The following is a 22,809-nucleotide window of genomic DNA, read 5'->3' as shown; positions in this document are numbered from 1 at the left end:
TCCACCAGCAGCCCGCGTCCGCACCCCCACGCGCCCCAAGGAGCAGCCTTGAGCACCGCCCTCACCGGAGCCCCGCCCGTACCGTCGCAGCCCGTGGACCCCGCCCGGCAGTCGAAGGGCGGGCCGGGACCCGACCCGCTGCTGCACCCCGACCCCGCCGTCGCCGCCGAACAGGCCGCCCTGGAGGCCCTGTTGCGCTGCTGGACGCGGGAGACCGGAGCCCGGCCCGGCCCGGACGGCCGACTGCGGATCGACGTCCTCGGCGGCGCCGCCCGGCTCACCGCGCCCGTCCGCTACTGGTCGCCCGGCGGCTGGCACCGCTTCGACCCGGCCACCCTCTCGGCCGGCGAGGGCACCGCCGACGCCCCGGTCGACGCCGTCACCACCGCCGCGCTGCTCGCCGCCGCGGCCGCCGAACGGCCCGACCCCGGACAGGTCGCCGACCTCGCCGCCCGGGTCGCCGACTCGGTCATGCGCACCACCGAGATCCTCGCCCACCGCCGCACCGCCGCCGAACCCGGCGGGCCCGAGCGCTCGCACTTCCTCGCCGCCGAACAGGCCCTGCTGCTCGGCCACCCGCTGCACCCCACCCCGAAGAGCCGCGACGGCCTCGGCCCGGCCCAGAGCGCCGCCTACTCGCCCGAACTGCACGGCTCCTTCCAACTGCACTGGTACGCGGTCGACCGCGAACTGCTCGCGGCCGGCTCCGCCGTCGCCGAGAGCGCCGACCGGCTCACCGCGGACCTGCTCGGCGACCGCGCCGCCCTGCCGCCCGGCACCGCCGCCCTGCCGCTGCACCCCTGGCAGGCCCGCGAGCTCGCCCACCGCCCGGTCGTCGCCGAACTGCTCGCCGACGGGCTGCTGCACGACCTCGGCCCGTCCGGCGAGCCCTGGTACCCCACCTCCTCGGTGCGCACCGTCTACCGGCCCGGCACGCCGTGGATGCTCAAGCTCTCGCTCGGCCTGCGGATCACCAACTCCCGCCGGGAGAACCTGCGCAAGGAACTCCACCGCGGCCTGGAGGTGCACCGGCTGCTGGAGAGCGGGCTGGCCGCCGAATGGCAGGCCGCCCACCCCGGCTTCGACATCGTCCGCGACCCGGCCTGGATCGGCGTCGACCACCCCGGCCTCGGCGACCCGGGCGGCCTGGACACCGTGCTGCGCGCCCAGCCGTTCGCCCCGACCGACCGCGCGCTGTGCGTGGCCGGGCTGGTCGCCGAACAGCCGCTCGGCACCGGCACCACCGTGCCGTCCCGGCTCCGCGACATCCTGCGCTCGCTCTCCGCGCGCTGCGGTCGACCGGTGCGCACCGTGGCCGCCGAATGGTTCCTGCGCTACCTGGACGCGGTCGTGCTGCCCGCCCTGTGGCTCGACGGGCAGGGCGGCATCGCCCTGGAGGCGCACCAGCAGAACAGCCTCGTCCTGCTGGACGCCGAGGGCTGGCCCAGCGGCGGCCGCTACCGCGACAACCAGGGCTACTACTTCCGGGAGAGCGCCGCCGAGCGGCTCACCGCCCGGCTGCCCGGGCTCGGCGCCGAGAGCGACACCTTCCTGCCCGACACGGTGATCGACCACCACTTCGCCTACTACCTCGGCATCAACCACGTGCTCGGCCTGATCGGCGCCTTCGGCTCCCAGCAACTGGCCGACGAGACGGTGCTGCTGGCCGGACTGCGCCGGTTCCTGGCCGGCCCGCAGGCGACCGCCACCGGCTCGGCGCTGCCCGCCCTGCTGCTGGACGCGCCCACCCTGCCCTGCAAGGCCAACCTGCTCACCCGGATCAACGGCCTGGACGAGCTGGTCGGCCCGGTCGCCACCCAGTCCGTGTACGTGGACATCCCCAACCCGGTGGCGGACCTCTGATGCTGGACGACCTGCCCGGGTGGGGCGCCGTCCCCACCCCGGCCGGCGAGTTCAGGCTCAGCCCGGTCCGGCTGCCCGCCGACCTGGAGCTGCTCGCCGGATGGATGAACGACCCCGAGGTCGACGAGTTCTGGGAGCTCGCCGGGCCGCCCGCCGTCACCGAACGGCACGTCCGGGCCCAACTCGACGGCGACGGCCGCAGCGTGCCCTGCCTCGGCCTGCTCGACGGCGTGCCGATGAGCTACTGGGAGGTCTACCGCGCCGACCTCGACCCGCTCGCCCGGCACTACCGGGCCCGGCCGCACGACACCGGCGTGCACCTGCTGCTCGGCCCCGCCACCCGCCGCGGCCGCGGCCTGGGCGCCGTACTGCTGGCCGCACTGACCGAACTGATCCTCCGTCAGTGCGAGGCCTGCGAACGGGTGCTGGCCGAACCGGACGTGCGCAACCGGCGCTCCGTCCGGGCCTTCGAACGGGCCGGATTCCGGGCCGCCGCCGAACTCGACCTGCCCGGCAAGCGCGCCGCCCTGATGGTCCGCGACCGGGCCCTACCCCCCGCACTTCCCGCCTAGGACACCCCTGTGGACACCTCGACACCCCCTCCGTACGACCTGCTCGGCGTCGGCATCGGCCCGTTCAACCTCTCGCTCGCCGCACTCGCCGAGCCCGTACCCGGCCTGCGCACGCTCTTCTGCGACCAGCGCCCGGAGTTCCGCTGGCACCACGGCATGCTGGTGGACGGAGCCCGGATGCAGGTGCCCTTCCTCGCCGACCTGGTCTCCCTGGTCGACCCGACCAGCCCGTGGTCCTTCCTCAACTACCTGCGCGCACAGGACCGGCTGTTCCCGTTCTACTTCGCCGAACGCTTCCAGCTGCCCCGGCGCGAGTACGACCACTACTGCCGCTGGGCCGCCGAGCGGCTCGCCAACTGCCGCTTCGGCACCGAGGTCACCGCGCTGCACTGGGAGGACGGCCTGTTCCGGGCCGAACTGACCGACACCGAGACCGGCCGGCGCTCCACCGCACGGGCCCGCAACCTCGCCCTCGGCGTCGGCACCCGGCCCGTGCTGCCCGAGGCCTTCGCCGCCCTGGCCGGCCACCCGGGCGCCTTCCACTCCGCCGACTACCTGGACCGCCGCGACGGCCTCGCCGACGTCCGGGACATCACCGTGGTCGGCAGCGGACAGTCCGGCGCCGAGGTCTTCCTCGACCTGCTGCGCCGCCACGACGACGGCGTCCGGCTGCGCTGGCTCACCCGGACCAGGGCGCTCGCGCCGATGGAGTACTCCAAGCTCGGCCTGGAGCACTTCACCCCCGACTACACCCGCTACTTCCACAGCCTGCCCGCCCCCGTCCGGGACGCCCTGGTCGCCGCCCAGTGGCAGCTGCACAAGGCCGCCAGCGCCGAGACCCTCGCCGAGATCCACGACCACCTCTACGAGCGCACCATCGGCCGCGCGATCGACACCGCCCCGGTCGAGATCACCCCCGGCACCGCCGTCGACGACGCCCGCCCCGGCCCCTGCGGCGGCCTCGAACTGCGCTGCCGGCACACCGACTCCGGCACCGAACACGTGCTGCGCACCGACGCCGTGGTGCTCGCCACCGGCTACCGCGCCGCCCGCCCGGCCGCGCTGGAACCGCTCGCCCACCTGATCGACTGGGACGAGGCCGGGCGCTACCGGGTCGACCTCGACCACCGGGTCGCCACCCGGCCCGAACTCACCGGCGGCCTCTACGTCCAGAACGCCGAACTGCACACCCACGGCGTCGGCACCCCCGACCTCGGCCTCGGCGCCCATCGGGCCGCGGTCATCCTCAACGCCGTCACCGGCCGGACCGTCCACCGGCTGCCCGACCGCACCGCCTGGACCGGCTTCGCGCCGCCCGCCCCCGCCGGTCGCGCACAACCCACCCCCGCCGTCCCCCGCCCCCAGGAGCTGACCCGTGCCGCAACCGTCGGCCGCTGAACCGCCGCTGTACCTGCCCCCGCACCTCACCGCCGGGCACTGGCGGCGGGCCGGCCGCGCCCTGCTGGCCAAGATGCTCGGCGAGTTCGCCTACGAGGACCTGCTCACGCCCGTCCCCGGGGCCACCGCCGGCGAGTACCGGCTCAAGCTGCCCGAGGCCGAGTACCGCTTCACCGCCCGGCGCGGCGCGTACGACGGCTGGCAGGTCGACCCGGAGTCCGTCCACTGCTCCCACCCGGACGGCCTGGACCCGTTGCGCTTCCTCCCGTACGCCCGGCAGACCCTCGGGATGCGCGGGGAGACCACCGCCCACCTGATCCGCGAGCTCTCCGCCACCCTGACCGCGGACGCCCGCCAGCTCGCCACCGAGCTCACCGCCGCCGAACTCGCCGAGCTCGACCACACCGCGCTGGAGGGGCGCCAGGGCGGCCACCCGTGGATCGTCCCCAGCAAGGGCCGGATCGGCTTCTCCGCCACCGACGTCGCCCGCTGGACCCCGGAGGCCCGCAGCCCGCGCCCGCTGCCCTGGATCGCCGTCCACCGCCGGCTCGCCCAGTACCGGGGCGTGCCCGGCCTGGAACGCCCCGAGCAGCTGTACGCCCGCGAGCTGGACGACGTGGACGCGCTGCGCGCCCCGCTCGGCCCGGACGCCGACGACTACCTGCTGCTGCCCGTGCACCCCTGGCAGTGGGACGAGACGATCCTGCCGCTGTTCGCGCCCTGGATCGCCTCCGGCGAGATCGTCCCGCTGCCCTCGGACGGCGACCCACGGCTGCCCCAGCAGTCCATCCGCTCCTTCTTCAACACCGCCCACCCCGAGCGCTGCACCGTCAAGCTGCCGCTGTCGATCCTCAACACCCTGGTCTGGCGCGGCCTGCCCACCGAGCGCACCCTCGCCGCACCCGCCGTCACCGCCTGGCTGCACGGGCTGCGCGACGCCGACCCGTACCTGCGGGAGGAGTGCCGGGTGATCCTGCTCGGCGAGATCGCCTCCGTCACCGTCGACCACCCGGTCTACCGGGTGATGCCCGAGTCGCCGTACCAGTACAAGGAACTGCTCGGCGCGATCTGGCGCGAACCGCTCGGCCCCTTCCTCGACCGCGGCGAGCGCGCCCGCACCCTCGCCGCCCTGCTGCAGTCCGGCTCCGACGGGCGGGCGCTCACCGCCGAGCTGATCGCCCGCTCCGGCCTCACCCCCGCCGACTGGACCGGCCGGCTGTTCGCCGCGATGCTGCCGCCGCTGCTGCACTTCCTCTACCGCTACGGGCTGGTCTTCTCCCCGCACGGCGAGAACGCCATCGTGGTCTTCGACGAGCGGGACGTCCCGACCAGGCTCGCGGTCAAGGACTTCGTCGACGACGTCAACCTCAGCGACCGGGACCTGCCCGAACTGCGCGGCGTGCCCGCCGAGGTCGCCGACGTGCTGCTGCGGGACAATCCGCAGGGCCTGTGCCAGTTCATCCACTCCGGGCTGTTCATCGGCGTCTTCCGCTACCTCGCCCCGCTGGTGGAGGCGCAGACCGGCCTGCCCGAGGCCGAGTTCTGGGCCCTGCTGCGCGCCGAGATCCTCCGCTACCAGGAGCGCTTCCCCGAGCTGGGCGAGCGCTTCGAGCTGTTCGACCTGTTCCGGCCCCGGATCACCCGGCTCTGCCTCAACCGCAACCGGCTGCTGCTGGACGGTTACCAGGACCGCCCGCACCGCCCGCACGCCGCCCGGCACGGCACCGTGCCCAACGCGCTGGTGGACGTGGACGTGCGCCTTCCCGCTGGGCGGGACCGGATTGTCGCCCCCGCCCCGTAGGGTGGAAGGGTCATGACGAACGACTCCGAACCCCAGCCCGCGACGGACCTCGGCGACGAGGCCGAGGAAGCCGTCGCCGTCCCGCGCTCGCGGATCCCCGAGCTGCTGCACGCCGCGGTGGAGGCCGTCGGCGGTGTGGAGCGCCCCGGCCAGCTGCGGATGGCCGAGGCCGTCGCCGACGCGGTCGACCACAGCGAGCACCTCCTCGTCCAGGCCGGCACCGGCACCGGGAAGTCTCTCGCCTACCTGGTGCCCGCGCTCGCCCACGGGGACCGCGTGGTGGTCGCCACCGCCACCCTGGCACTGCAACGCCAGCTGGTGGAGCGGGACTTGCCGCGTACGGTCGATGCGCTGCACCCGGTGCTGCGCCGCCGCCCGCTGTTCGCGATGCTCAAGGGACGCTCCAACTACCTCTGCCTGCACCGGGCCAACGAGGGCACCCCGAGCGACGAGGGCGAGGGCCTGTTCGACCCGGTGGACGCGCTCGGCGGGCCGACCGGCAAGCTCGGACAGGACGTGCTGCGGCTGCGCGACTGGGCGGACGAGACCGAGACCGGCGACCGGGACGACCTGAGCCCCGGCGTCTCGGACAAGGCCTGGGCCCAGCTGTCGGTCACCTCCAAGGAGTGCCTGGGCGCCACCCGCTGCGCGTACGGGCAGGAGTGCTTCGCGGAGAAGGCCCGGGAGCGGGCCAAGCTGGCGGACGTCGTGGTCACCAACCACGCGATGCTCGCGATCGACGCGATCGAGGGCGCGCCGGTGCTGCCCGAGCACGGGCTGCTGATCGTGGACGAGGCGCACGAGCTGGTCAACCGGGTCACCGGCGCGGCCACCGCCGAGCTGACCGTCGGCGCGGTCAACCGGGCGGTCAAGCGGGCCGCCCGGCTGGCCAACGAGAAGGCCGTGGACGCCCTGCAGGCCGCCGCCGAGAACTACCACGGCCTGATGGAGACCGCCCAGCCCGGCCGGGTCGAAGAGCTGCCCGAGTACCTGGCGTACGCGGTCACCGCGATCCGGGACGCCTCCCGCCAGGTGATCACCTCGCTCGGGGAGACCCGCGACAAGGGCCTCAGTGACGAGGACGCGGTGCGCAAGCAGGCGATGGCCTCGGCCGAGACGCTGCACGAGACCGCCGAGCGGCTGCTGGAGGGCTCCGAGTACGACGTGGTCTGGATCGAGCGCAGCGACCGCTACGGGCTGGGCACCGCCTCGCTGCGGGTCGCGCCGCTGAGCGTGTCCGGGCTGCTGCGCGAGGGGCTGTACAAGGAGCGCTCGGTCGTCCTCACCTCGGCCACCCTCAAGCTCGGCGGGGACTTCAACGGCGTGGCCGGCTCGCTCGGCCTGCCCAAGGAGACCAGGCTGCCGGACGAGCGCACGCCGGGGGATAACCCCGAACCCGGCTTCGGGGAGGACGCCGTCCCGTCCTGGCGCGGGATCGACGTCGGCTCGCCGTTCAAGTACCCCAAGCAGGGCATCCTGTACGTCGCCAAGCACCTCGCCGACCCCGGGCGCGATCCCGAACGGCCGGACATGCTGGACGAGTTGGCCGAGCTGATCGGCGCGGCCGGCGGGCGGACGCTGGGCCTGTTCTCCTCGATGCGCGGCGCCCAGGCGGCCGCGGAGGCGATGCGGGAGCGGCTGGACAACCGGATCCTGCTCCAGGGGGAGGACACCCTGGGCGAGTTGATCCGCGAGTTCGCCTCGGACGCCACCACCTGTCTGTTCGGCACGCTCTCGCTCTGGCAGGGCGTGGACGTGCCCGGCTCGGCCTGCCAGTTGGTCGTGATGGACCGCATCCCCTTCCCGCGGCCGGACGACCCGCTGATGAGCGCCCGCCAGAAGGACGTGGAACAGCACGGCGGCAACGGCTTCATGGCGGTCGCGGCGACGCACGCGGCGCTGCTGATGGCGCAGGGCGCGGGCCGGCTGGTGCGTGCGGCGGACGACCGGGGCATCGTGGCGGTGCTCGACCCGCGGGTGGAGACCAAGCGGTACGGGGGCTTCTTCCGGTCCTCGATGCCGGAGTTCTGGTACACCACGGACCGCAACCAGGTGCGCCGCTCGCTGGCGGCGATCGACGCCTCGGCGCCGCCGGTGCGGCCGGTGGTGAAGCGGGGCTGAGCGGACCGGCAGCGGTCCTGGAACGACGGAGGGGCTCCCCGCGGGATCGCGGTGGAGCCCCTTCCGGTCGTGTGCCGTCCACGCCGTTCGTGCCGCCCGTGCGGCCCGTGCCGTCAGAGGCGGCGCAGGACCGCGACGACCTTGCCCAGGATGGTCGCGTTGTCGCCGTTGATCGGCTCGTACGCCGGGTTGTGCGGCATCAGCCAGATCCGGCCGTCCTCGCGCTTGAGCCGCTTGACGGTGGCCTCGCCGTCGATCATCGCGGCCACGATGTCGCCGTTCTCGGCGACCGGCTGGCGGCGCACGGTGACCCAGTCGCCGTCGCAGATGGCCGCCTCGATCATCGAGTCGCCGCGCACGGTGAGCGCGAACAGCTCGCCCTCGCCGACCAGTTGGCGGGGCAGCGGGAAGACGTCCTCGACCGTCTGCTCGGCCAGGATGGGCCCGCCGGCGGCGATCCGGCCGACCAGCGGCACGTACGAGGTGGACGGGCGGCCGGCCGTCTCGGCGGTGTTGGGGCGGGCCACCTCGACGCCGCGGACCTCGTAGGCGCGCGGACGGTGCGGATCCCGGCGGAGGAAGCCCTTGCGCTCCAGGGCCATCAGCTGGTGGGCGACCGAGGAGGTGCTGGACAGGCCGACGGCCTGGCCGATCTCGCGCATGGACGGCGGGTAGCCCCGGCGCTGCACGGAGTCGCGGATGACCTCGATCACCCGGCGCTGGCGCTCGGTGAGGCCGGCCTCGTCGGTACGGATGCCGGGGGGGCGGCCGGGCATCGCGCGGGCCGGGGAGGCGTGGTTGTCGTCCATCCCGGAGGAGTGTTCGATCGGCTGGTCGGGAACCCGGCTGGCGGTGGAAAGGGCCGGTCCGGAGAGTCGGGGGTCTTCGCTACGGTCCATGCTGATGTCCACGCTCTGCTGATTCGTGGTGCGCTGCCCCACCTTGAACTGGGAGTGTTCCTGCACCGGGATGGTGTTGCTTTCGATGGTGTTCACGGCGGCCCCTCTCGACGGCTGTCCTCTCCCTTTTCCAGCCCAACGCACCTCCTATCGAAAGGTTGCGCCAAACACACGTTCGAGTGAATTATTCGGGAGTTGGCTGACTCGATCAAGGCTTTGTTGTACATCGAGTAAATGTTCGACCGGATGTCGACTCCGGAAGTCTAATCGGCGCCGACACGCCAGGGGTGTCACTTCCCCCAGAGTCCTAGATGTAGTGGCTACAGTCCTCTCCGTGCCCAGTACTAGTGGTCGCGTCGCATGATCAGCTTGGCGAGGCCGGGGGTGCATCGCTTAGACTCAACCGGTCCGCACGTCCTGCCAGGGAGGGATCCCGAGGTGCACTGCCCCTTCTGCCGGCACTCCGACAGCCGCGTTGTCGACAGCCGGACCACCGAGGACGGCAGCTGCATCCGCCGTCGTCGACAGTGCCCGGACTGCGGCCGCCGTTTCACCACCGTGGAGACGGCCGCGCTCATGGTCATCAAGCGCAGCGGCGTCACCGAGCCCTTCTCCCGGCAGAAGGTCATCACCGGAGTCCGCAAGGCCTGTCAGGGCCGCCCGGTCACCGAGGACGCCCTCGCCCAGCTCGGGCAGCGGGTCGAGGAGTGCGTGCGCGCCAGCGGCAACGCCGAGCTGACCACCCACGACGTGGGGCTGGCCATACTCGGACCGCTCAAGGAGCTCGACGTGGTCGCCTACCTGCGCTTCGCCAGCGTGTACCAGGCGTACGACGGACTGGAGGACTTCGAGGCCGCCATCGCGGAACTCCGCGGCGAGCGGCCCGCCACCGAGGCGGACTGCACCTGCGTGTCCGTTCCCGCCACCGCGCCCTAGGCGGCGCCGGGCCCTTCCGGGCCCTCCCAGCCAACACAACGCAGGCCCCATCGGGGCCGCCAGCACCACACGGGCCCCACGGGGCTCACGCGTGCCCGAAAACTGGGCACAGAACACTACAAACCGTGCGCAAGCAGGCGAGGTCTCCGCCTGCCCGCACACCGGAATGACGAACCAGCGGTGCCCGGATTTTTCAGGGCACTTCGGGCGTTTGCCCAGGAGGAGGAGCGAGAAGTGACAGACACCACGAGCGGTTCCGCGCGCGGGTCGAAGTCCGAGAAGGCCGCGGCCAAGGGCGCCAAGGCCCCGAAGGGCGGTCTCCGGATGGAGCGCATCTACACCACCCCTGGCGTGCACCCCTACGACGAGGTCCGCTGGGAGCGGCGCGACGTCGTGATGACCAACTGGCGCGACGGTTCGATCAACTTCGAGCAGCGCGGTGTGGAGTTCCCCGACTTCTGGTCGGTCAACGCGGTCAACATCGTCACGTCCAAGTACTTCCGCGGCGCCGTCGGCACCCCGCAGCGCGAGTGGAGCCTGAAGCAGATCATCGACCGCGTGGTGCTCACCTACCGCGCGGCCGGCGAGAAGCACGGCTACTTCGCCACCAAGGACGACGCCGAGATCTTCGAGCACGAGCTGACCCACGCCCTCCTCCACCAGGTGTTCAGCTTCAACTCGCCGGTCTGGTTCAACGTCGGCACCAAGCAGCCCCAGCAGGTCAGCGCCTGCTTCATCCTGTCCGTCGACGACTCCATGGAGTCGATCCTCGACTGGTACAAGGAAGAGGGCATGATCTTCAAGGGCGGCTCCGGCGCCGGCCTCAACCTCTCCCGCATCCGCTCCAGCAAGGAGCTGCTGTCCTCCGGCGGCAACGCCTCCGGCCCGGTCTCCTTCATGCGCGGCGCCGACGCCTCGGCCGGCACCATCAAGTCCGGTGGCGCCACCCGCCGCGCGGCCAAGATGGTCGTGCTCGACGTCGACCACCCGGACGTCGAGGCCTTCATCGAGACCAAGGTGAAGGAGGAGGAGAAGATCCGCGCCCTGCGCGACGCGGGCTTCGACATGGACCTCGGCGGCGACGACATCACGTCCGTCCAGTACCAGAACGCCAACAACTCGGTCCGCGTCAACGACGAATTCATGACCGCCGTCGAGAACGGCACCGAATTCGGTCTGCGCGCCCGGATGACCGGCGAGGTCATCGAGACCGTCGACGCCAAGAAGCTGTTCCGCAAGATGGCCGAGGCCGCCTGGGCCTGCGCCGACCCCGGAATCCAGTACGACACCACCATCAACCACTGGCACACCAGCCCGGAGTCCGGCCGCATCAACGCGTCCAACCCGTGCTCGGAGTACATGCACCTGGACAACTCCAGCTGCAACCTCGCCTCGCTGAACCTGATGAAGTTCCTGCGCGACGACGACTCGTTCGACGCCGGGACCTTCGCCAAGGTCGTCGAGCTGGTCATCACCGCGATGGACATCTCCATCTGCTTCGCGGACTTCCCGACCGAGAAGATCGGCGAGACCACCCGCGCCTTCCGCCAGCTCGGCATCGGCTACGCCAACCTCGGCGCCCTGCTGATGGCCACCGGCCACGCCTACGACAGCGAGGGCGGCCGCGCCCTGGCCGGCGCCATCACCTCGCTGATGACCGGCACCGCCTACCGCCGCGGCGCCGAACTCGCCGGTGTGGTCGGCCCGTACGACGGCTACGCCCGCAACGCGACGGCGCACCAGCGGGTCATGAAGCAGCACGCCGACGCCTCGCTGGACGCCGTCTCCTTCGACGACCTGGACGCCCCGGTCTGGCTCGCGGCCAACAAGTCCTGGCAGGACGTGCTGCGCATCGGCGCGCAGAACGGTTTCCGCAACGCCCAGGCCTCGGTCCTCGCCCCGACCGGCACCATCGGCCTGATGATGGACTGCGACACCACCGGCGTCGAGCCCGACCTCGCCCTGGTCAAGTTCAAGAAGCTGGTCGGCGGCGGCTCGATGCAGATCGTCAACGGCACCGTCCCGCGCGCCCTCAAGCGCCTCGGCTACCAGGACGAGCAGACCGAGGCGATCGTCGCCCACATCGCCGAGCACGGCAACGTGGTGGACGCGCCGGGCCTGAAGGCCGAGCACTACGAGGTCTTCGACTGCGCGATGGGCGAGCGCTCCATCTCGCCGATGGGCCACGTGCGGATGATGGCCGCGATCCAGCCGTGGATCTCGGGCGCCATCTCCAAGACGGTGAACATGCCGGCCGCCGCGACCGTCGAGGACGTCGAGGAGATCTACTTCGAGGCGTGGAAGATGGGCGTCAAGGCGCTCGCCATCTACCGCGAAAACTCGAAGGTCGGCCAGCCGCTCTCGGCCAAGAAGAAGGACTCCGAGGAGAAGGCCGAGGCCGAGGCCCCCGCCGCGGTCGAGAAGGTCGTCGAGTACCGCCCGGTCCGCAAGCGTCTGCCCAAGGGCCGTCCGGGCATCACCACCTCCTTCACGGTCGGTGGCGCCGAGGGCTACATGACCGCCAACTCCTACCCGGACGACGGCCTCGGCGAGGTCTTCCTCAAGATGTCCAAGCAGGGCTCGACCCTCGCGGGCATGATGGACGCCTTCTCCATCGCCGTCTCGGTCGGCCTGCAGTACGGCGTGCCGCTGGAGACCTACGTCTCGAAGTTCACCAACATGCGCTTCGAGCCGGCCGGTCTGACCGACGACCCGGACGTGCGGATGGCGCAGTCGATCGTCGACTACATCTTCCGCCGCCTGGCGCTGGACTTCCTGCCGTTCGAGACCCGCTCGGCGCTCGGCATCCACTCCGTCGAGGAGCGCCAGCGCCACCTGGAGACGGGCTCCTACGAGCCGCTGGAGGCCGAGGAGGTCGACACCGAGTCGCTCGCCCAGTCGGCCCCGGTGGTCGCCGCCAAGCCGGCCCCCGCCGTCGAGGCGCCCAAGTCGGCTCCTAAGAAGCAGGCCCACAACTCCACGGAGCTGATGGAGATCCAGCTCGGCCTCAACGCCGACGCGCCGCTCTGCTTCTCCTGCGGCACCAAGATGCGCCGCGCCGGCAGCTGCTACCTCTGCGAGGGCTGCGGCTCCACCAGCGGCTGCAGCTGATCGGTCGCGAGCGCCCGGTGGGCGTGACATAGCGGTTCGGGCGGGGTGTCGGCGATCGGGCCGGCACCCCGCCTCGCGTTTCCGGGGCGCCTCCGTGGCGCCCCGGAGGCGGCTAATCGACGCGCTGGGCCTGTTCGGAGGCTGTGATGGCCTGTCGCAGACTCCGTCGGGCTTGTGCCAACTCCTCCGCACGCCGGTCCAGTTGGGCGAGCTGGGCGTGGAGCTTGTCCAGTACTCCCGGACACGGGCGCAGCGCGCCGTCCGAGAGGGCGCAGGGCAGTACCTGCCGGATCAGGCTGGTGGACAGCCCGGCCGCCAGCAGGGCGCGGATCTGTCCGACCGTCTGCTCGGCGCCGTCGTCGTACTCGCGATAGCCGTTGGCCCGGCGGGTGGAGGCGAGCAGGCCGACGCGCTCGTAGTAGCGGAGCAGGCGTTCGCTCGTCCCGGTTCTCCTGGCCAACTGGCCGATCAGCATGGGTTTCTCCGCGGAGCTTGACCTTGCCATGGTGTCAACCTCCAACGATGGGGCCGACGGCGGCATTCCACCGCCGCCCTCACCGGTCCTGACCTGGAGAATCCGTTGATCATCGATGCGCACAGCCATGTCCACGATCCCGTGCACGGCCACCTCGCCCTGCTGGACGAGGCCGAGGTCGGCCGCGCTGTGCTGTTCGGCACCCGGCCGCATCCCGAGCGGGCCACCGATCTGGCCTCGTTCCGGCGTGAGATGAGCGCGTTGAACGTGGCGATGAGCGGACGGTCCAACGCGCCGGACGGCTTCCGGCTCGTGCGGCAGGAGCTGGCCGAGGCCTGCGCGGCGCACCCCGATCGCTTCATCGGCTTCGGCTCGGTCCGCCTGGACCGGTCGGCCGAGCAGGTCGCGGTGGAGGTCGAGCGGGAGATCGTCGGCCGGGGCTTCCGGGGCGTCGGCGAGCTGACCCCGCCCCCGGACGGGGCCGGCCTGGTCGAGCCGGTCCTGCGGGCGGCCGCCGACCACGGTGGGCTACCGGTCGTCGTGCACGGCTTCGCGCCGACCACGGAGGGGGACCTGGTGACCCTCGCCGCCCTCGCGCGCCGCCATCCGACCGTGCCCCTGGTGATCAGCCAGCTCGGCGGACTGCACTGGCTGACCGCGATCGAGCTGGCCCGGGACACCCCGAACCTGTACCTGGAGCTCTCGACGGCGAACATCGTCTTCGCGGTCCGACTGGCCATCACGGAGGTGCCCGACCGCACCCTGTTCGGCTCGGACGCGCCCTACGGCGACCCGGTCCTCGCCCGCGCCACCGTCGAACGCGTGACCAGCCCGGGCGCCCTGCGCGACCGCGTGCTGGGCGGAACCCTCGCGGAACTGCTGGGCCTCTGACACCGGGCGACTCCGCGCCTCCTCCTCCCGCCCGAAGGGGCCGCGCGGCGGTTCGGGCGGGCTCCACAGCTGTCAACCGGGGTTGACATTCCCCCGAGTGTCAACCAAAGTTGACGGCATGAGCGAGAGCGGAGAGCTCGCGGCCGCCGCGAGCAGTCGTGACCCCGCCGTGGGGCTCCGGGCGGTCCGCGCCCTGCGGGATCTGGCGGACCGTCTGGAGGGCCTTCAGGTGGGCAACGCCCGGTCGCAGGGCTGGTCCTGGCAGGACATCGCGGTTTGCCTCGGGGTGACCAGGCAGGCGGTGCACAAGAAGTACGCACGGCGGGGGCCCGGCAAGGGCGAGGACGGAGGCTAGCGATGTTCGAGCGGTTCACCATCGGGGCGCGGCAGGTCGTGGTCGCGGCGCAGGAGGCGGCGCGGGAGCTGCGGCACGAGCGCGTAGGGACGGAGCACATGCTGCTGGCGATCCTGGGCCGGACGGACGACCCGGCCGTCGTGGTGCTGACGGAGGCGGGGCTGGACCGGGAGGCGGTGCTGCGGGCGGTGCGCCGCCTGCTGGGGGAGGGGGACCAGGCGCAGGCGCTGGCCTCGATCGGGGTCGACCTGGACGCGGTGCGGGCGGCGGTCGAGTCGGCCTTCGGAAAGGGCGCGCTGGACGCCCCGCCCGAGGAGGAGCCGAAGCGCCGGGGCTGGTTCCGCACCGGCGGGGCCGGTGGCGGGCACATCCCGTTCACGGCCCGGGCGAAGAAGGTCCTGGAGCTGTCCCTGCGCGAGTCGCTGCGGCTGAAGTCGGGGGAGATCGCGGTGGGGCACCTGCTGCTCGGGGTGCTGCGCGAGGGGGAGGGGCTCGGGGCGCGGGTGATCGCCGATCACGGGCTCGACGCGGCGGCCGTGCGGCGGGCGGTGGAGGCGACGCTCACCTGAACCGGGGTGCCCGGTGGGGGTGGACGAGGTCGCCGCTCGGTGTACTCGGCGTGAATGAAGGAGAGAGACCGTCAACTAGCGGGTTGAGGGCAAAGTCTGAATCGATATGATCGGCCCCAAAGCGTGAACCGATCAGCCGCCCGGAGACGTTTCACGACGTCGCCGGGCGGTCTCGTATGCGCCCGACCGACGGTTCGGCGGCAGTGACCGCTGCCGACCCGCCGTCCGCGCCGCCGCCCGCCGACGTTGCCGAGGACCGCACCGATGAGAGATGCCACCAGCCCTGACGGTCCGCCGCGCCGCCCCGCGCCGCGCACCGTCGCCCTCACGGCGGCCGCCGTCCTGCTGGCGCTGGTCGCCGCGCCGGTCGGCGTCGTCCGGGCCCTGGGCGCGCACCAGCCGCTCACCGCCCTCGCGGTGACCGCCGTCACGGTGCTCTGGCTGATCGCGGTCGGCCTGGCCGCGACCGGCGCCGAGCGCTCCCATCGGCTGGCCGAGGAGCTGGCGGCGCAGCACGAGGAGACCAGGGCCGCGCTGGTCGTCGCCGGCACCGCCCGGCAGGCCGAGGCCGCCGCCCGGGAACGCGCCGGCGCGGCGCTCGTCGAACGGGACACCGCCCGGGCCGAGCAGGCCCGGGCCGAGACGGACGTCACCACCGCGCACGCCGAGCTGGCCCGGCTGCGGGACCAGCTGGCCGTCGAGCGGGCCGAGGCCGAGACCGAGCGGGAGCGGGCCGCCACCGAGCGGGCCGAGCTGGAACGGATCCCCGAGGGCGTGCTGCCCGAGGTGGTGAAGAAGCTTCGTGGGGGCGCGGCCGTGGACAGCGCGCTGTCCGCCCACCGCAAGCATCCTCAGTACGCGTTGCTGCGCGCCGTAGGCGAGGAGATCGGCCGGGGCGAGCGGCTGCGGGCCGCCGCGCTCGCGGTCTGCGCGACCGCCGCCGGCCGGGTGCAGGCGCTGGCCACGAGCATGCACGCCGAGCTGCGCGAGATGCAGCACCGGCACGACGAGGAGGTCCTCGGCGACCTGCTGCGGCTGGACCACTCGACCGCCCAGGCGGGCCGGATGGCGGACGGCATCGCGGTGCTCACCGGCGCCCGCTCGGGCCGCCGCTGGGCCAAGCCGATCGCGGTGGAGTCGGTGCTGCGCGGCGCGCTCGGCCGGATCGGCGCCTACCAGCGGGTGCGGCTGCACAACGCCAGCACCGCGGCGGTGGTCGGCTTCGCGGCCGAGGGCGTGATGCACGCGCTGGCCGAACTGCTGGACAACGCCACCAACTTCTCCGCCCCGCCGGCCGAGGTGCACGTCTACGTCGAGGAGGTGTCGGCCGGTCTGGCGGTCACCGTCGAGGACAGCGGTCTGGGCCTGAGCGACAGCTGGCTGCGCCGGGCCGAACGGGCCGTCTCCGCCGAGCCGCTCGACCTCACCACGCTCTCCGCCGGCACCCGGCTGGGCCTCGCGGTGGTCGGCGTGCTGGCGCGCAAGCACGGCCTGCAGATCTCCTTCCGGCCGTCGGCGCGCGGTGGCACGGGGGTGGTGATGCTGATCCCCCAGCAGCTGGTCACGCACGTGGAGCCGGCGCCCGCTGCGGCGCCCGTCCCGGTCCAGGCGCCTGCGGTGGAGTCTCCGCGCCCCGCGCTCACCCCCGCCCGCCCGGCGCCCGCCCCGCTGCCGCCCGCGCCCTCCGCTCCCGCCGTGTCGGGGGGCCCGACGAACGCCATGGCGGTTCCGGCCCCCGCCGTTCCCGCCCTGACCGCGCCCGCCCGGATGACCGACAGCGGTCTGCCGCAGCGCCGCCGCGGGCAGACGCTGGCCACCACCACCCCGGCGGCGGCCCCGGCTACGAAGCCCGTACGGGCCGACGCGGCGAACTCCGCCGCCCGGTTCGGCGCCTTCCGCCGGGCGGCCCAGCCGGCGGTGCCCGTGCCGTCCGCGACGCCCGTACCGGCCGCCACACCGGCCGCGGGCACCCCGTCGGGCGGCTCGCCCGACACCGCGCCGGCCACGGACACCGGTACCACGCCCGACGCTTCCCCCGTCACCGAGAAGGATTCCTGATGAGCAGCGCCACCGACCGCGACCTCGACTGGCTGTTGGAGAACCTGCTGGCGGCGACCCCCGGCACCCGGCACGCCCTGGTCCTCTCCGCCGACGGCCTCAAGCTCTGTCACACCGCCGGGCTGAGCACCGACCAGGCCGACCAGCTGGCCGCGATCGCCTCCGGCCTGCAGAGCCTGGCGCACGGCGCCTCGATCGAGTTCGGCGACGGCAGCGGCGGCGTCCGGCAGTCGATGACCGAGTTCCACGGCGGCATCCTGTGCATCGTGGCGGCCGGCGAGGGCGCGCACCTGGCGGTGGTCACGGACGAGGACGCGGACGTGGGCGTGGTCGGCCACAACATGCACGGCCTGATCGAGCAGATCGGCATCCACCTCAGCGCCCCGGCCCGGGGCGAGGAGAGCGACGAGGCCGCCACCCGAGAGGGCGCCGGGATATGAACGCCGGGCCCGTGCTGCCGGGCCGGGACGACGACCCGGACCGCCTCTACACGATCACCGGGGGCCGCAGCCGCGCCCCGGAGAACGCCTTCGACCTGGTCACCCTGATCGTCGCGGAACGGCAGCCGACGCCCGGGATGCAGTCGGAGCACGCCCGGATCCTGCGGATGTGCGAGGCCCCGACCGCCGTCGTGGAGGTGGCGGCGGAGCTGGCGCTGCCCGTCTCGGTGGTGAAGATCCTGCTCGGCGACCTGCTGGAATCCGGGGCGGTCACCGCCCGCCACCCCCGGTTCGCGCCGAACAAGGCCCGGCTGCCCGACCTCGACACGCTGAAGCAGGTGCTGCATGGCCTCCAACGGCTCTGACCTCCAGGACCACCGGGACCACCAGGACCACCGGGACATCCAGGACCACCGGCCCGTCACGCGGACCCCGCTGCGGGCGACCGCCGACAACGCGCTCAAGATCGTGGTGGTCGGCGGTTTCGGGGTCGGCAAGACCACCCTGGTCGGTTCGGTCAGCGAGATCCGCCCGCTGAACACCGAGGAGGTGATGACCCGGGCGGGGGAGGGCATCGACCCGGCCGGCAGCTGGGGCAAGCGCTCCACCACGGTCGCCTTCGACTTCGGCCGGATCACCCTGTCCGAGCGCCAGGTGCTGTACCTGTTCGGCGCGCCCGGACAGGAGCGCTTCTGGTTCCTCTGGGACCGGCTGTTCAGCGGCGCCCTGGGCGCGGTCGTCCTGGTGGACACCCGGCGGCTGGAGGACTCCTGGTACGCGATCGACCGGTTGGAGCACCACGGCACGCCGTTCATCGTCGCCCGCAACAACTTCGGCGAGCCCAGCCACAGCCTGGAGCAGGTCCGCGAGGCCCTGGACCTGCCGCCCGAGGTGCCGTTGGTGGACTGTGACGCCCGCGACCGGGAGTCCGGCAAGCGGGTGCTCATCGCCCTGGTCCACCACCTGGCGGCCCTCGCCGGAGCCGAGCCGGCCGAGCTCGCTGCCGAGCTGCCCGCGTTTGCTGCCGAGCCGCCTGAGCTTGCTGCCGAGCTGCCCGCGCTCGCCGGAGCACCCGCCGCGATCTACGAGGAGAGCACCCCGTGACCGAGCCCGCCGTCACCCCGCCCCCGGGCTGCCCGGCGCACGCCGGCGCCACGCCGCTGTACGGGCCGCGCTTCCAGACCGATCCGGCCCAGCTCTACCGCGAGCTGCGCGCCGCGCACGGCCCGGTCGCCCCGGTCGAGCTGGCCGGAGGCGTGCCCGCCTGGCTGGTCATCGGCTACCGCGAGCTGCAGCAGGTCACCGGCCAGCCGCAGCTGTTCGGCCGCGACTCCAGCCGCTGGCACGCCTGGTCCACGCTGCCCGCCGACTGGCCGCTGAAGCCGATGATGGCCCCGGTGCCGTCGATCCTGTACGCCGAGGGCGAGGAGCACGTGCGCCGCTCCCGCGCGGTCACGGACGCGCTGGCCGGGATCGACCCGTACGAGCTGCGCAAGCACGGCGAGGAGATCGCCGACCGGCTGATCGACGAGTTCGCCGGGCGTGGCGAGGCCGACCTGGTCGCGGAGTACGCGCACCAGATGCCGCTGCTGGTGCTGTGCCGGGTGCTGGGCCTGGACGAGGAACAGGCTCCGCAGCTGATCGCGGCGCTGCTGGCGATGCTGGACGGCGGCGCGGACGCCCCGGCCGGCGCCCAGCGGCTGCTGGAGCTGATGCACGCCCTGGTCGAGGAGAAGGCCGAGTACCCGGGTGCCGACGTGGCCTCGCGGATGCTGGAGCACCCGGTCGGGCTGACCCATGACGAGGTGATGCGCGACCTGCGGGTGCTGCTGATCGCGGGCCACCAGCCGACCTCGTACTGGATCTCCAACGCGCTGCGGCTGATGCTCACCGACGCGCGCTTCGCCGCCTCGCTGGCCGGCGGCCGGCGCAGCATCAGCCAGGCGCTCAACGAGGCGCTCTGGGAGGACACCCCGACCCAGATCTTCGCCGGCCGCTGGGCGGTCCGGGACACCCAGCTGGGCGGCCAGCGGATCGCCGAGGGGGACATGGTCCTGCTCGGGTTCGCCGGGGCGAACGCGGATCCGGCGGTGCGGCAGGCCGACGGCCGCCCGGCCGAGGGCAACCGGGCGCACATGAGCTACTCGTACGGCGAGCACGGCTGCCCGTTCCCGGCGCAGGAGGCGGCCGAGGTGATCGCCACCACCGCGATCGAGGTGCTGCTGGACCGGCTGCCGGACCTGCGGCTGGCGGTGGCCGAGCACGCGCTGGTGTGGCGGCCGTCGGCCTGGGTGCGCGGGCTGGTGGCGCTGCCGGTCTCGTTCACCCCCGGCCACCCGGCCTGATTTCCAAGTCCTGTCACCTGAAGGAGAGTTGCCGCCGATGACCGCTGCCCCGGCCCCGATCGCCCTCGACCCGCTGGCCCGTGACAACGCCGCCGAGGGGGCCCTGCTGCGGGCCGCCGGCCCGGTGGTGCCGGTGGTGCTGCCCGGCGGGGTCGCCGCCTGGGCGGTGACCCGGCACGCGGAGGCGCGTGACCTGCTCACCGACGCCCGGCTGGTGAAGGACGCCGGGCACTGGTCGGCCTACCAGCGCGGTGAGGTGCCGAAGACCTGGCCGCTGATCGGCCTGGCGGTGCCCGGCCCGAGCATGGTGACCACGGACGGTGCCGAGCACCGCCGGCTGCGGGCGCTGGTCGCGCAGGCCTTCACCCCGCGCCGGGTCGAGCTGATGCGCCCGCGGGTGGCGGAGATCACCCGTGCGCTGCTGGACTCCCTGGCGGCCGGGGAGCCGGTGGTCGACCTCAAGACCGCCTTCGCCTTCCCGCTGCCGATGACGGTGATCTGCTCGCTGCTGGGCGTGCCGGAGTCGGACCACGACCTGCTGCGCGACCTGTACGAGCGGTTCTTCGGCACCAAGCCCGACCCGGCGGGCATCCAGGCGACCGTCGCCGGGCTGAACGCCTTCGTCAACGGCCTGGTGGCGCAGCGTCGTTCGGCGCCGGGCGAGGACCTGGCGAGCGTGCTGCTGGCGGCGGACACCGAGGGTGGGGCGCTCACCGACGAGGAGGCGGCGGCCACCCTGCGGGTGATCATCGCGGCCGGTCACGAGACCACGGTGAACCTGATCGGCAACGCGGTGCGGGCGCTGCTGGCGCACCCGGACCAGCTGGAGCTGGTGCACTCGGGGAAGGTGTCCTGGGACGCGGTGGTCGAGGAGTCGCTCCGCTGGACGCCGCCGACCAGCAACTTCCTGTTCCGCTTCGCCGCCGAGTCCATCCCGGTCGGCGGGGTGGTGATCCCGGCGGGCGAGCCGGTGCTGGTCTCGTACAACGCGATCGGACGGGACCCGCTGCAGCACGGGGTGACGGCGGAGCTGTTCGACATCACCCGGGACCCGTCCCGCCACCTGTCGTTCGGGCACGGCCCGCACGTCTGCCCGGGTTCGCCGCTGGCCCGGTTGGAGGCGGGGATCGCGCTGCCGGCGCTGTTCGAGCGCTTCCCCTCGCTGTCGCTGGAGGTGCCGGACGCCGAGCTGCGGCCGAGCCCGTCGCTGGTGGTGAACAGCCTGCTGGAGCTGCCCGTCCGGCTCTGGTGACGGTTCACTGACCTCACGTCAAGGCCTTGGCCCCGTCCGGCTTTCGGGCGGGGCCTTCGGCTTCCGGTGGTCACGGTTGGGGCACCGGTGGGTGAGGGCCGGCCGTGGACCTTGGCGGCGGCCGACGGCTGAGTTAACGTCGTCGAACCGGTTCGACCGCCGCTCGCCCGTGACCTCCGCACGCCCATTTCCGGTACAGCGCAATGTCGTTCAGCTCACAGTCGGCAGCACGCCCTGGCGAGGAGGACCGCATTGACTCTCAAACCGACCGCGCCGTCCGCGGGTTACCGCCGTCGTCTGGCCGCCGCGCCCGCCCTGTTGGCGGCGCTGGTGCTGACCGCGGCCTGCTCGAACAGCTCCGGCGGTTCGGGCGGTGGCGGTGGAGCCGCCCAGTCGCTGACCGGTGACTGTGCCAAGTACCAGCCGTACGCGGGCCATTCGGGCGCGACGGTGACGATGTTCGCCTCGATCCTCAGCCCGGAGTCGGACAGCCTGGAGAAGTCCTGGGCCGAGTTCAGCAGGTGCACCGGGATCAAGATCAGTTATGAGGGGTCCAACGACTTCGAGTCCCAGCTGCCGGTCCGGGTGGCCGGCGGCAACGCCCCGGACTTCGCGGTCATCCCGCAGCCCGGCCTGCTGGCGCAGATGGTCAAGAGCGGGAAGGTGGTCAAGCCGCCCGCGCAGACCGTCGCCAACGAGGACAAGTGGAGCCCGGCCTGGAAGGCCTACGGCTCGGTCGACGGCACCTTCTACGCGGCCCCGATGAGCGCCAACATGAAGTCGCTGGTCTGGTACTCGCCGAAGACCTTCAAGGCGGCCGGCTACGAGACGCCGAAGACCTGGGCGGACCTGATGGCGCTCAGCGACCGGATCGCCAAGGCGGGCGGTGCCAAGCCGTGGTGCGGCGGCATCGCCTCAGGTACCGCCACCGGCTGGCCGGCCACCGACTGGCTGGAGGAGGTGGTGCTGGGCACGTACGGCGGCGAGGTGTACGACCAGTGGGTGGGCCACCAGGTGAAGTTCTCGGACGAGAAGATCACCACCGCGATGAGGACCGTCGCCGACTGGATGCTGAACCCGGCCTGGGTCAACGGCGGCTACGGCGACGTGAAGTCGATCGCCACCACCACCTTCCAGGACGCGGGTGCGCCGATCCTCACCGGCAAGTGCGCGATGCTCCAGCAGGCCTCCTTCTACGAGGCGATGTGGCCCAAGGGCACCAAGGTCGGCCCGGACGGCGACGTCTTCGCCTTCCGCCTGCCCGCCGTCAACCCGTCGGTCGCCAACCCGGTCGAGGGCGGCGGCGAGTTCCTGACCGCCTTCTCCGGCCGGCCCGAGGTGCAGGCGGTGCAGAACTACCTGTCCAGCTCGGACTGGGCGAGCAGCCGGGTGCGGACGGCGACCGGCTGGGTCTCGGCCAACCAGGGCGTGGACAAGAGCCTGTACACCGACCCGATCGACCAGCTCTCGGCGGCGGCGCTGACCGACCCGGGCGCGACCTTCCGCTTCGACGCCTCCGACATGATGCCCGCGGCGGTCGGCTCAGGGCAGGAGTGGAAGTCGCTGACCGCCTGGTTCGCGGAGGGGCAGTCGATCCAGAAGACCGCCGCCGACATCGACGCCGCCTGGCCGAAGTGAGCCCGGGGTAGCCGCTGCCGGGTGCGTTCCGGTCGGCCCTGGCCGGGCGCACTCCGCTCGGCCCCTGCCGGGCGTGTTCCGGTCG

The 22,809-nt window shown here is 72.9% G+C and carries 19 protein-coding genes; 17 read left to right on the top strand and 2 right to left on the bottom strand.

Annotated features, from left to right (window positions below; all coding sequences use genetic code 11):
* Positions 1 to 48 precede the first annotated feature (48 nt).
* From RZ50_RS28800 to RZ50_RS02165, 5 genes are read left to right on the top strand one after another with little or no spacing between them, the layout of a single operon-like run.
* Positions 49 to 1,863: an IucA/IucC family siderophore biosynthesis protein gene (locus tag RZ50_RS28800; protein WP_374199859.1), complete on the top strand. Its 1,815-nt coding sequence runs from the start codon at positions 49 to 51 to the stop codon at positions 1,861 to 1,863.
* Positions 1,755 to 2,435: a GNAT family N-acetyltransferase gene (locus RZ50_RS28795; RefSeq protein WP_374199895.1), complete on the top strand. Its 681-nt coding sequence runs from the start codon at positions 1,755 to 1,757 to the stop codon at positions 2,433 to 2,435. The genes RZ50_RS28800 and RZ50_RS28795 overlap by 109 nt, the downstream gene beginning before the upstream one ends.
* A gap of 9 nt (positions 2,436 to 2,444) precedes the next feature.
* The gene (locus tag RZ50_RS02175; protein ID WP_196952159.1) at positions 2,445 to 3,833 is read left to right on the top strand and encodes a lysine N(6)-hydroxylase/L-ornithine N(5)-oxygenase family protein; all 1,389 of its coding nucleotides are present in this window, start codon (positions 2,445 to 2,447) and stop codon (positions 3,831 to 3,833) included.
* Positions 3,811 to 5,634, top strand: a complete 1,824-nt coding sequence (locus RZ50_RS02170) for an IucA/IucC family siderophore biosynthesis protein (protein WP_308271219.1) — start codon at positions 3,811 to 3,813, stop codon at positions 5,632 to 5,634. The genes RZ50_RS02175 and RZ50_RS02170 overlap by 23 nt, the downstream gene beginning before the upstream one ends.
* 12 nt (positions 5,635 to 5,646) lie before the next feature.
* Entirely contained in the window at positions 5,647 to 7,755 is a 2,109-nt protein-coding gene (locus RZ50_RS02165) for an ATP-dependent DNA helicase (protein ID WP_196952160.1), read from the top strand.
* Positions 7,756 to 7,868: 113 nt separating this feature from the next.
* Here the strand turns inward: RZ50_RS02165 and lexA are convergent, their stop codons facing one another.
* A complete protein-coding gene (gene lexA / locus RZ50_RS02160) occupies positions 7,869 to 8,750 on the bottom strand; it encodes a transcriptional repressor LexA (RefSeq protein WP_308271217.1) in 882 nt (293 codons plus the stop codon).
* A gap of 342 nt (positions 8,751 to 9,092) precedes the next feature.
* Between lexA and nrdR the strand changes: the two genes are divergently transcribed.
* Both nrdR and RZ50_RS02150 read left to right on the top strand, forming a co-directional pair.
* Positions 9,093 to 9,590, top strand: a complete 498-nt coding sequence (gene nrdR / locus RZ50_RS02155) for a transcriptional regulator NrdR (RefSeq protein WP_196952161.1) — start codon at positions 9,093 to 9,095, stop codon at positions 9,588 to 9,590.
* Between the two features lie 234 nt (positions 9,591 to 9,824).
* Entirely contained in the window at positions 9,825 to 12,701 is a 2,877-nt protein-coding gene (locus RZ50_RS02150) for a vitamin B12-dependent ribonucleotide reductase (RefSeq protein ID WP_196952162.1), read from the top strand.
* A gap of 112 nt (positions 12,702 to 12,813) precedes the next feature.
* Here RZ50_RS02150 and RZ50_RS02145 read toward each other — a convergent pair whose 3' ends face one another.
* A complete protein-coding gene (locus tag RZ50_RS02145) occupies positions 12,814 to 13,206 on the bottom strand; it encodes a MerR family transcriptional regulator (protein WP_254801955.1) in 393 nt (130 codons plus the stop codon).
* Positions 13,207 to 13,281: 75 nt separating this feature from the next.
* On the opposite strand from RZ50_RS02145, the gene RZ50_RS02140 reads away from it, so the two are divergent.
* The 10 genes from RZ50_RS02140 (at position 13,282) to RZ50_RS02095 (ending at position 22,724) form a co-directional block, all read left to right on the top strand.
* Positions 13,282 to 14,067 carry an amidohydrolase family protein gene (locus RZ50_RS02140; RefSeq protein WP_196952164.1) on the top strand — a complete coding sequence of 262 codons (786 nt, stop codon included), beginning with the start codon at positions 13,282 to 13,284 and terminating at the stop codon, positions 14,065 to 14,067.
* A gap of 118 nt (positions 14,068 to 14,185) precedes the next feature.
* Complete coding sequence (locus tag RZ50_RS02135) at positions 14,186 to 14,422, top strand: RNA polymerase subunit sigma-70 (RefSeq protein WP_196952165.1); 237 nt, start codon at positions 14,186 to 14,188, stop codon at positions 14,420 to 14,422.
* 2 nt (positions 14,423 to 14,424) lie between these two features.
* On the top strand, positions 14,425 to 14,991 hold the full coding sequence (locus tag RZ50_RS02130; protein ID WP_196952166.1) for a Clp protease N-terminal domain-containing protein: 567 nt from the start codon (positions 14,425 to 14,427) through the stop codon (positions 14,989 to 14,991).
* Positions 14,992 to 15,255: 264 nt separating this feature from the next.
* Positions 15,256 to 17,049 (top strand): ATP-binding protein, encoded by a 1,794-nt coding sequence (locus tag RZ50_RS02125; protein ID WP_196952167.1) that lies wholly within the window; start codon positions 15,256 to 15,258, stop codon positions 17,047 to 17,049.
* Complete coding sequence (locus RZ50_RS02120) at positions 17,049 to 17,489, top strand: roadblock/LC7 domain-containing protein (protein ID WP_196952168.1); 441 nt, start codon at positions 17,049 to 17,051, stop codon at positions 17,487 to 17,489. The genes RZ50_RS02125 and RZ50_RS02120 overlap by 1 nt, the downstream gene beginning before the upstream one ends.
* Entirely contained in the window at positions 17,486 to 17,854 is a 369-nt protein-coding gene (locus RZ50_RS02115; RefSeq protein WP_196952169.1) for a DUF742 domain-containing protein, read from the top strand. The genes RZ50_RS02120 and RZ50_RS02115 overlap by 4 nt, the downstream gene beginning before the upstream one ends.
* Positions 17,835 to 18,593, top strand: coding sequence for an ATP/GTP-binding protein (locus RZ50_RS02110; protein WP_196952170.1), 759 nt, complete (start codon positions 17,835 to 17,837; stop codon positions 18,591 to 18,593). Before RZ50_RS02115 ends, RZ50_RS02110 begins: the two co-directional genes overlap by 20 nt.
* Positions 18,590 to 19,834: a cytochrome P450 gene (locus RZ50_RS02105; RefSeq protein ID WP_196952171.1), complete on the top strand. Its 1,245-nt coding sequence runs from the start codon at positions 18,590 to 18,592 to the stop codon at positions 19,832 to 19,834. Before RZ50_RS02110 ends, RZ50_RS02105 begins: the two co-directional genes overlap by 4 nt.
* Positions 19,835 to 19,871: 37 nt before the next feature.
* A complete protein-coding gene (locus tag RZ50_RS02100; RefSeq protein WP_196952172.1) occupies positions 19,872 to 21,086 on the top strand; it encodes a cytochrome P450 in 1,215 nt (404 codons plus the stop codon).
* Between the two features lie 252 nt (positions 21,087 to 21,338).
* Positions 21,339 to 22,724: an ABC transporter substrate-binding protein gene (locus RZ50_RS02095; protein ID WP_196952173.1), complete on the top strand. Its 1,386-nt coding sequence runs from the start codon at positions 21,339 to 21,341 to the stop codon at positions 22,722 to 22,724.
* Positions 22,725 to 22,809 lie beyond the last annotated feature (85 nt).

The sequence above is a fragment of the Kitasatospora sp. SUK 42 genome (assembly GCF_015776785.2).
GTDB lineage: Bacteria > Actinomycetota > Actinomycetes > Streptomycetales > Streptomycetaceae > Kitasatospora.
Note: the sequence above shows the minus strand (reverse complement) of the source record. Positions and strands in the feature narration are given on the sequence as shown.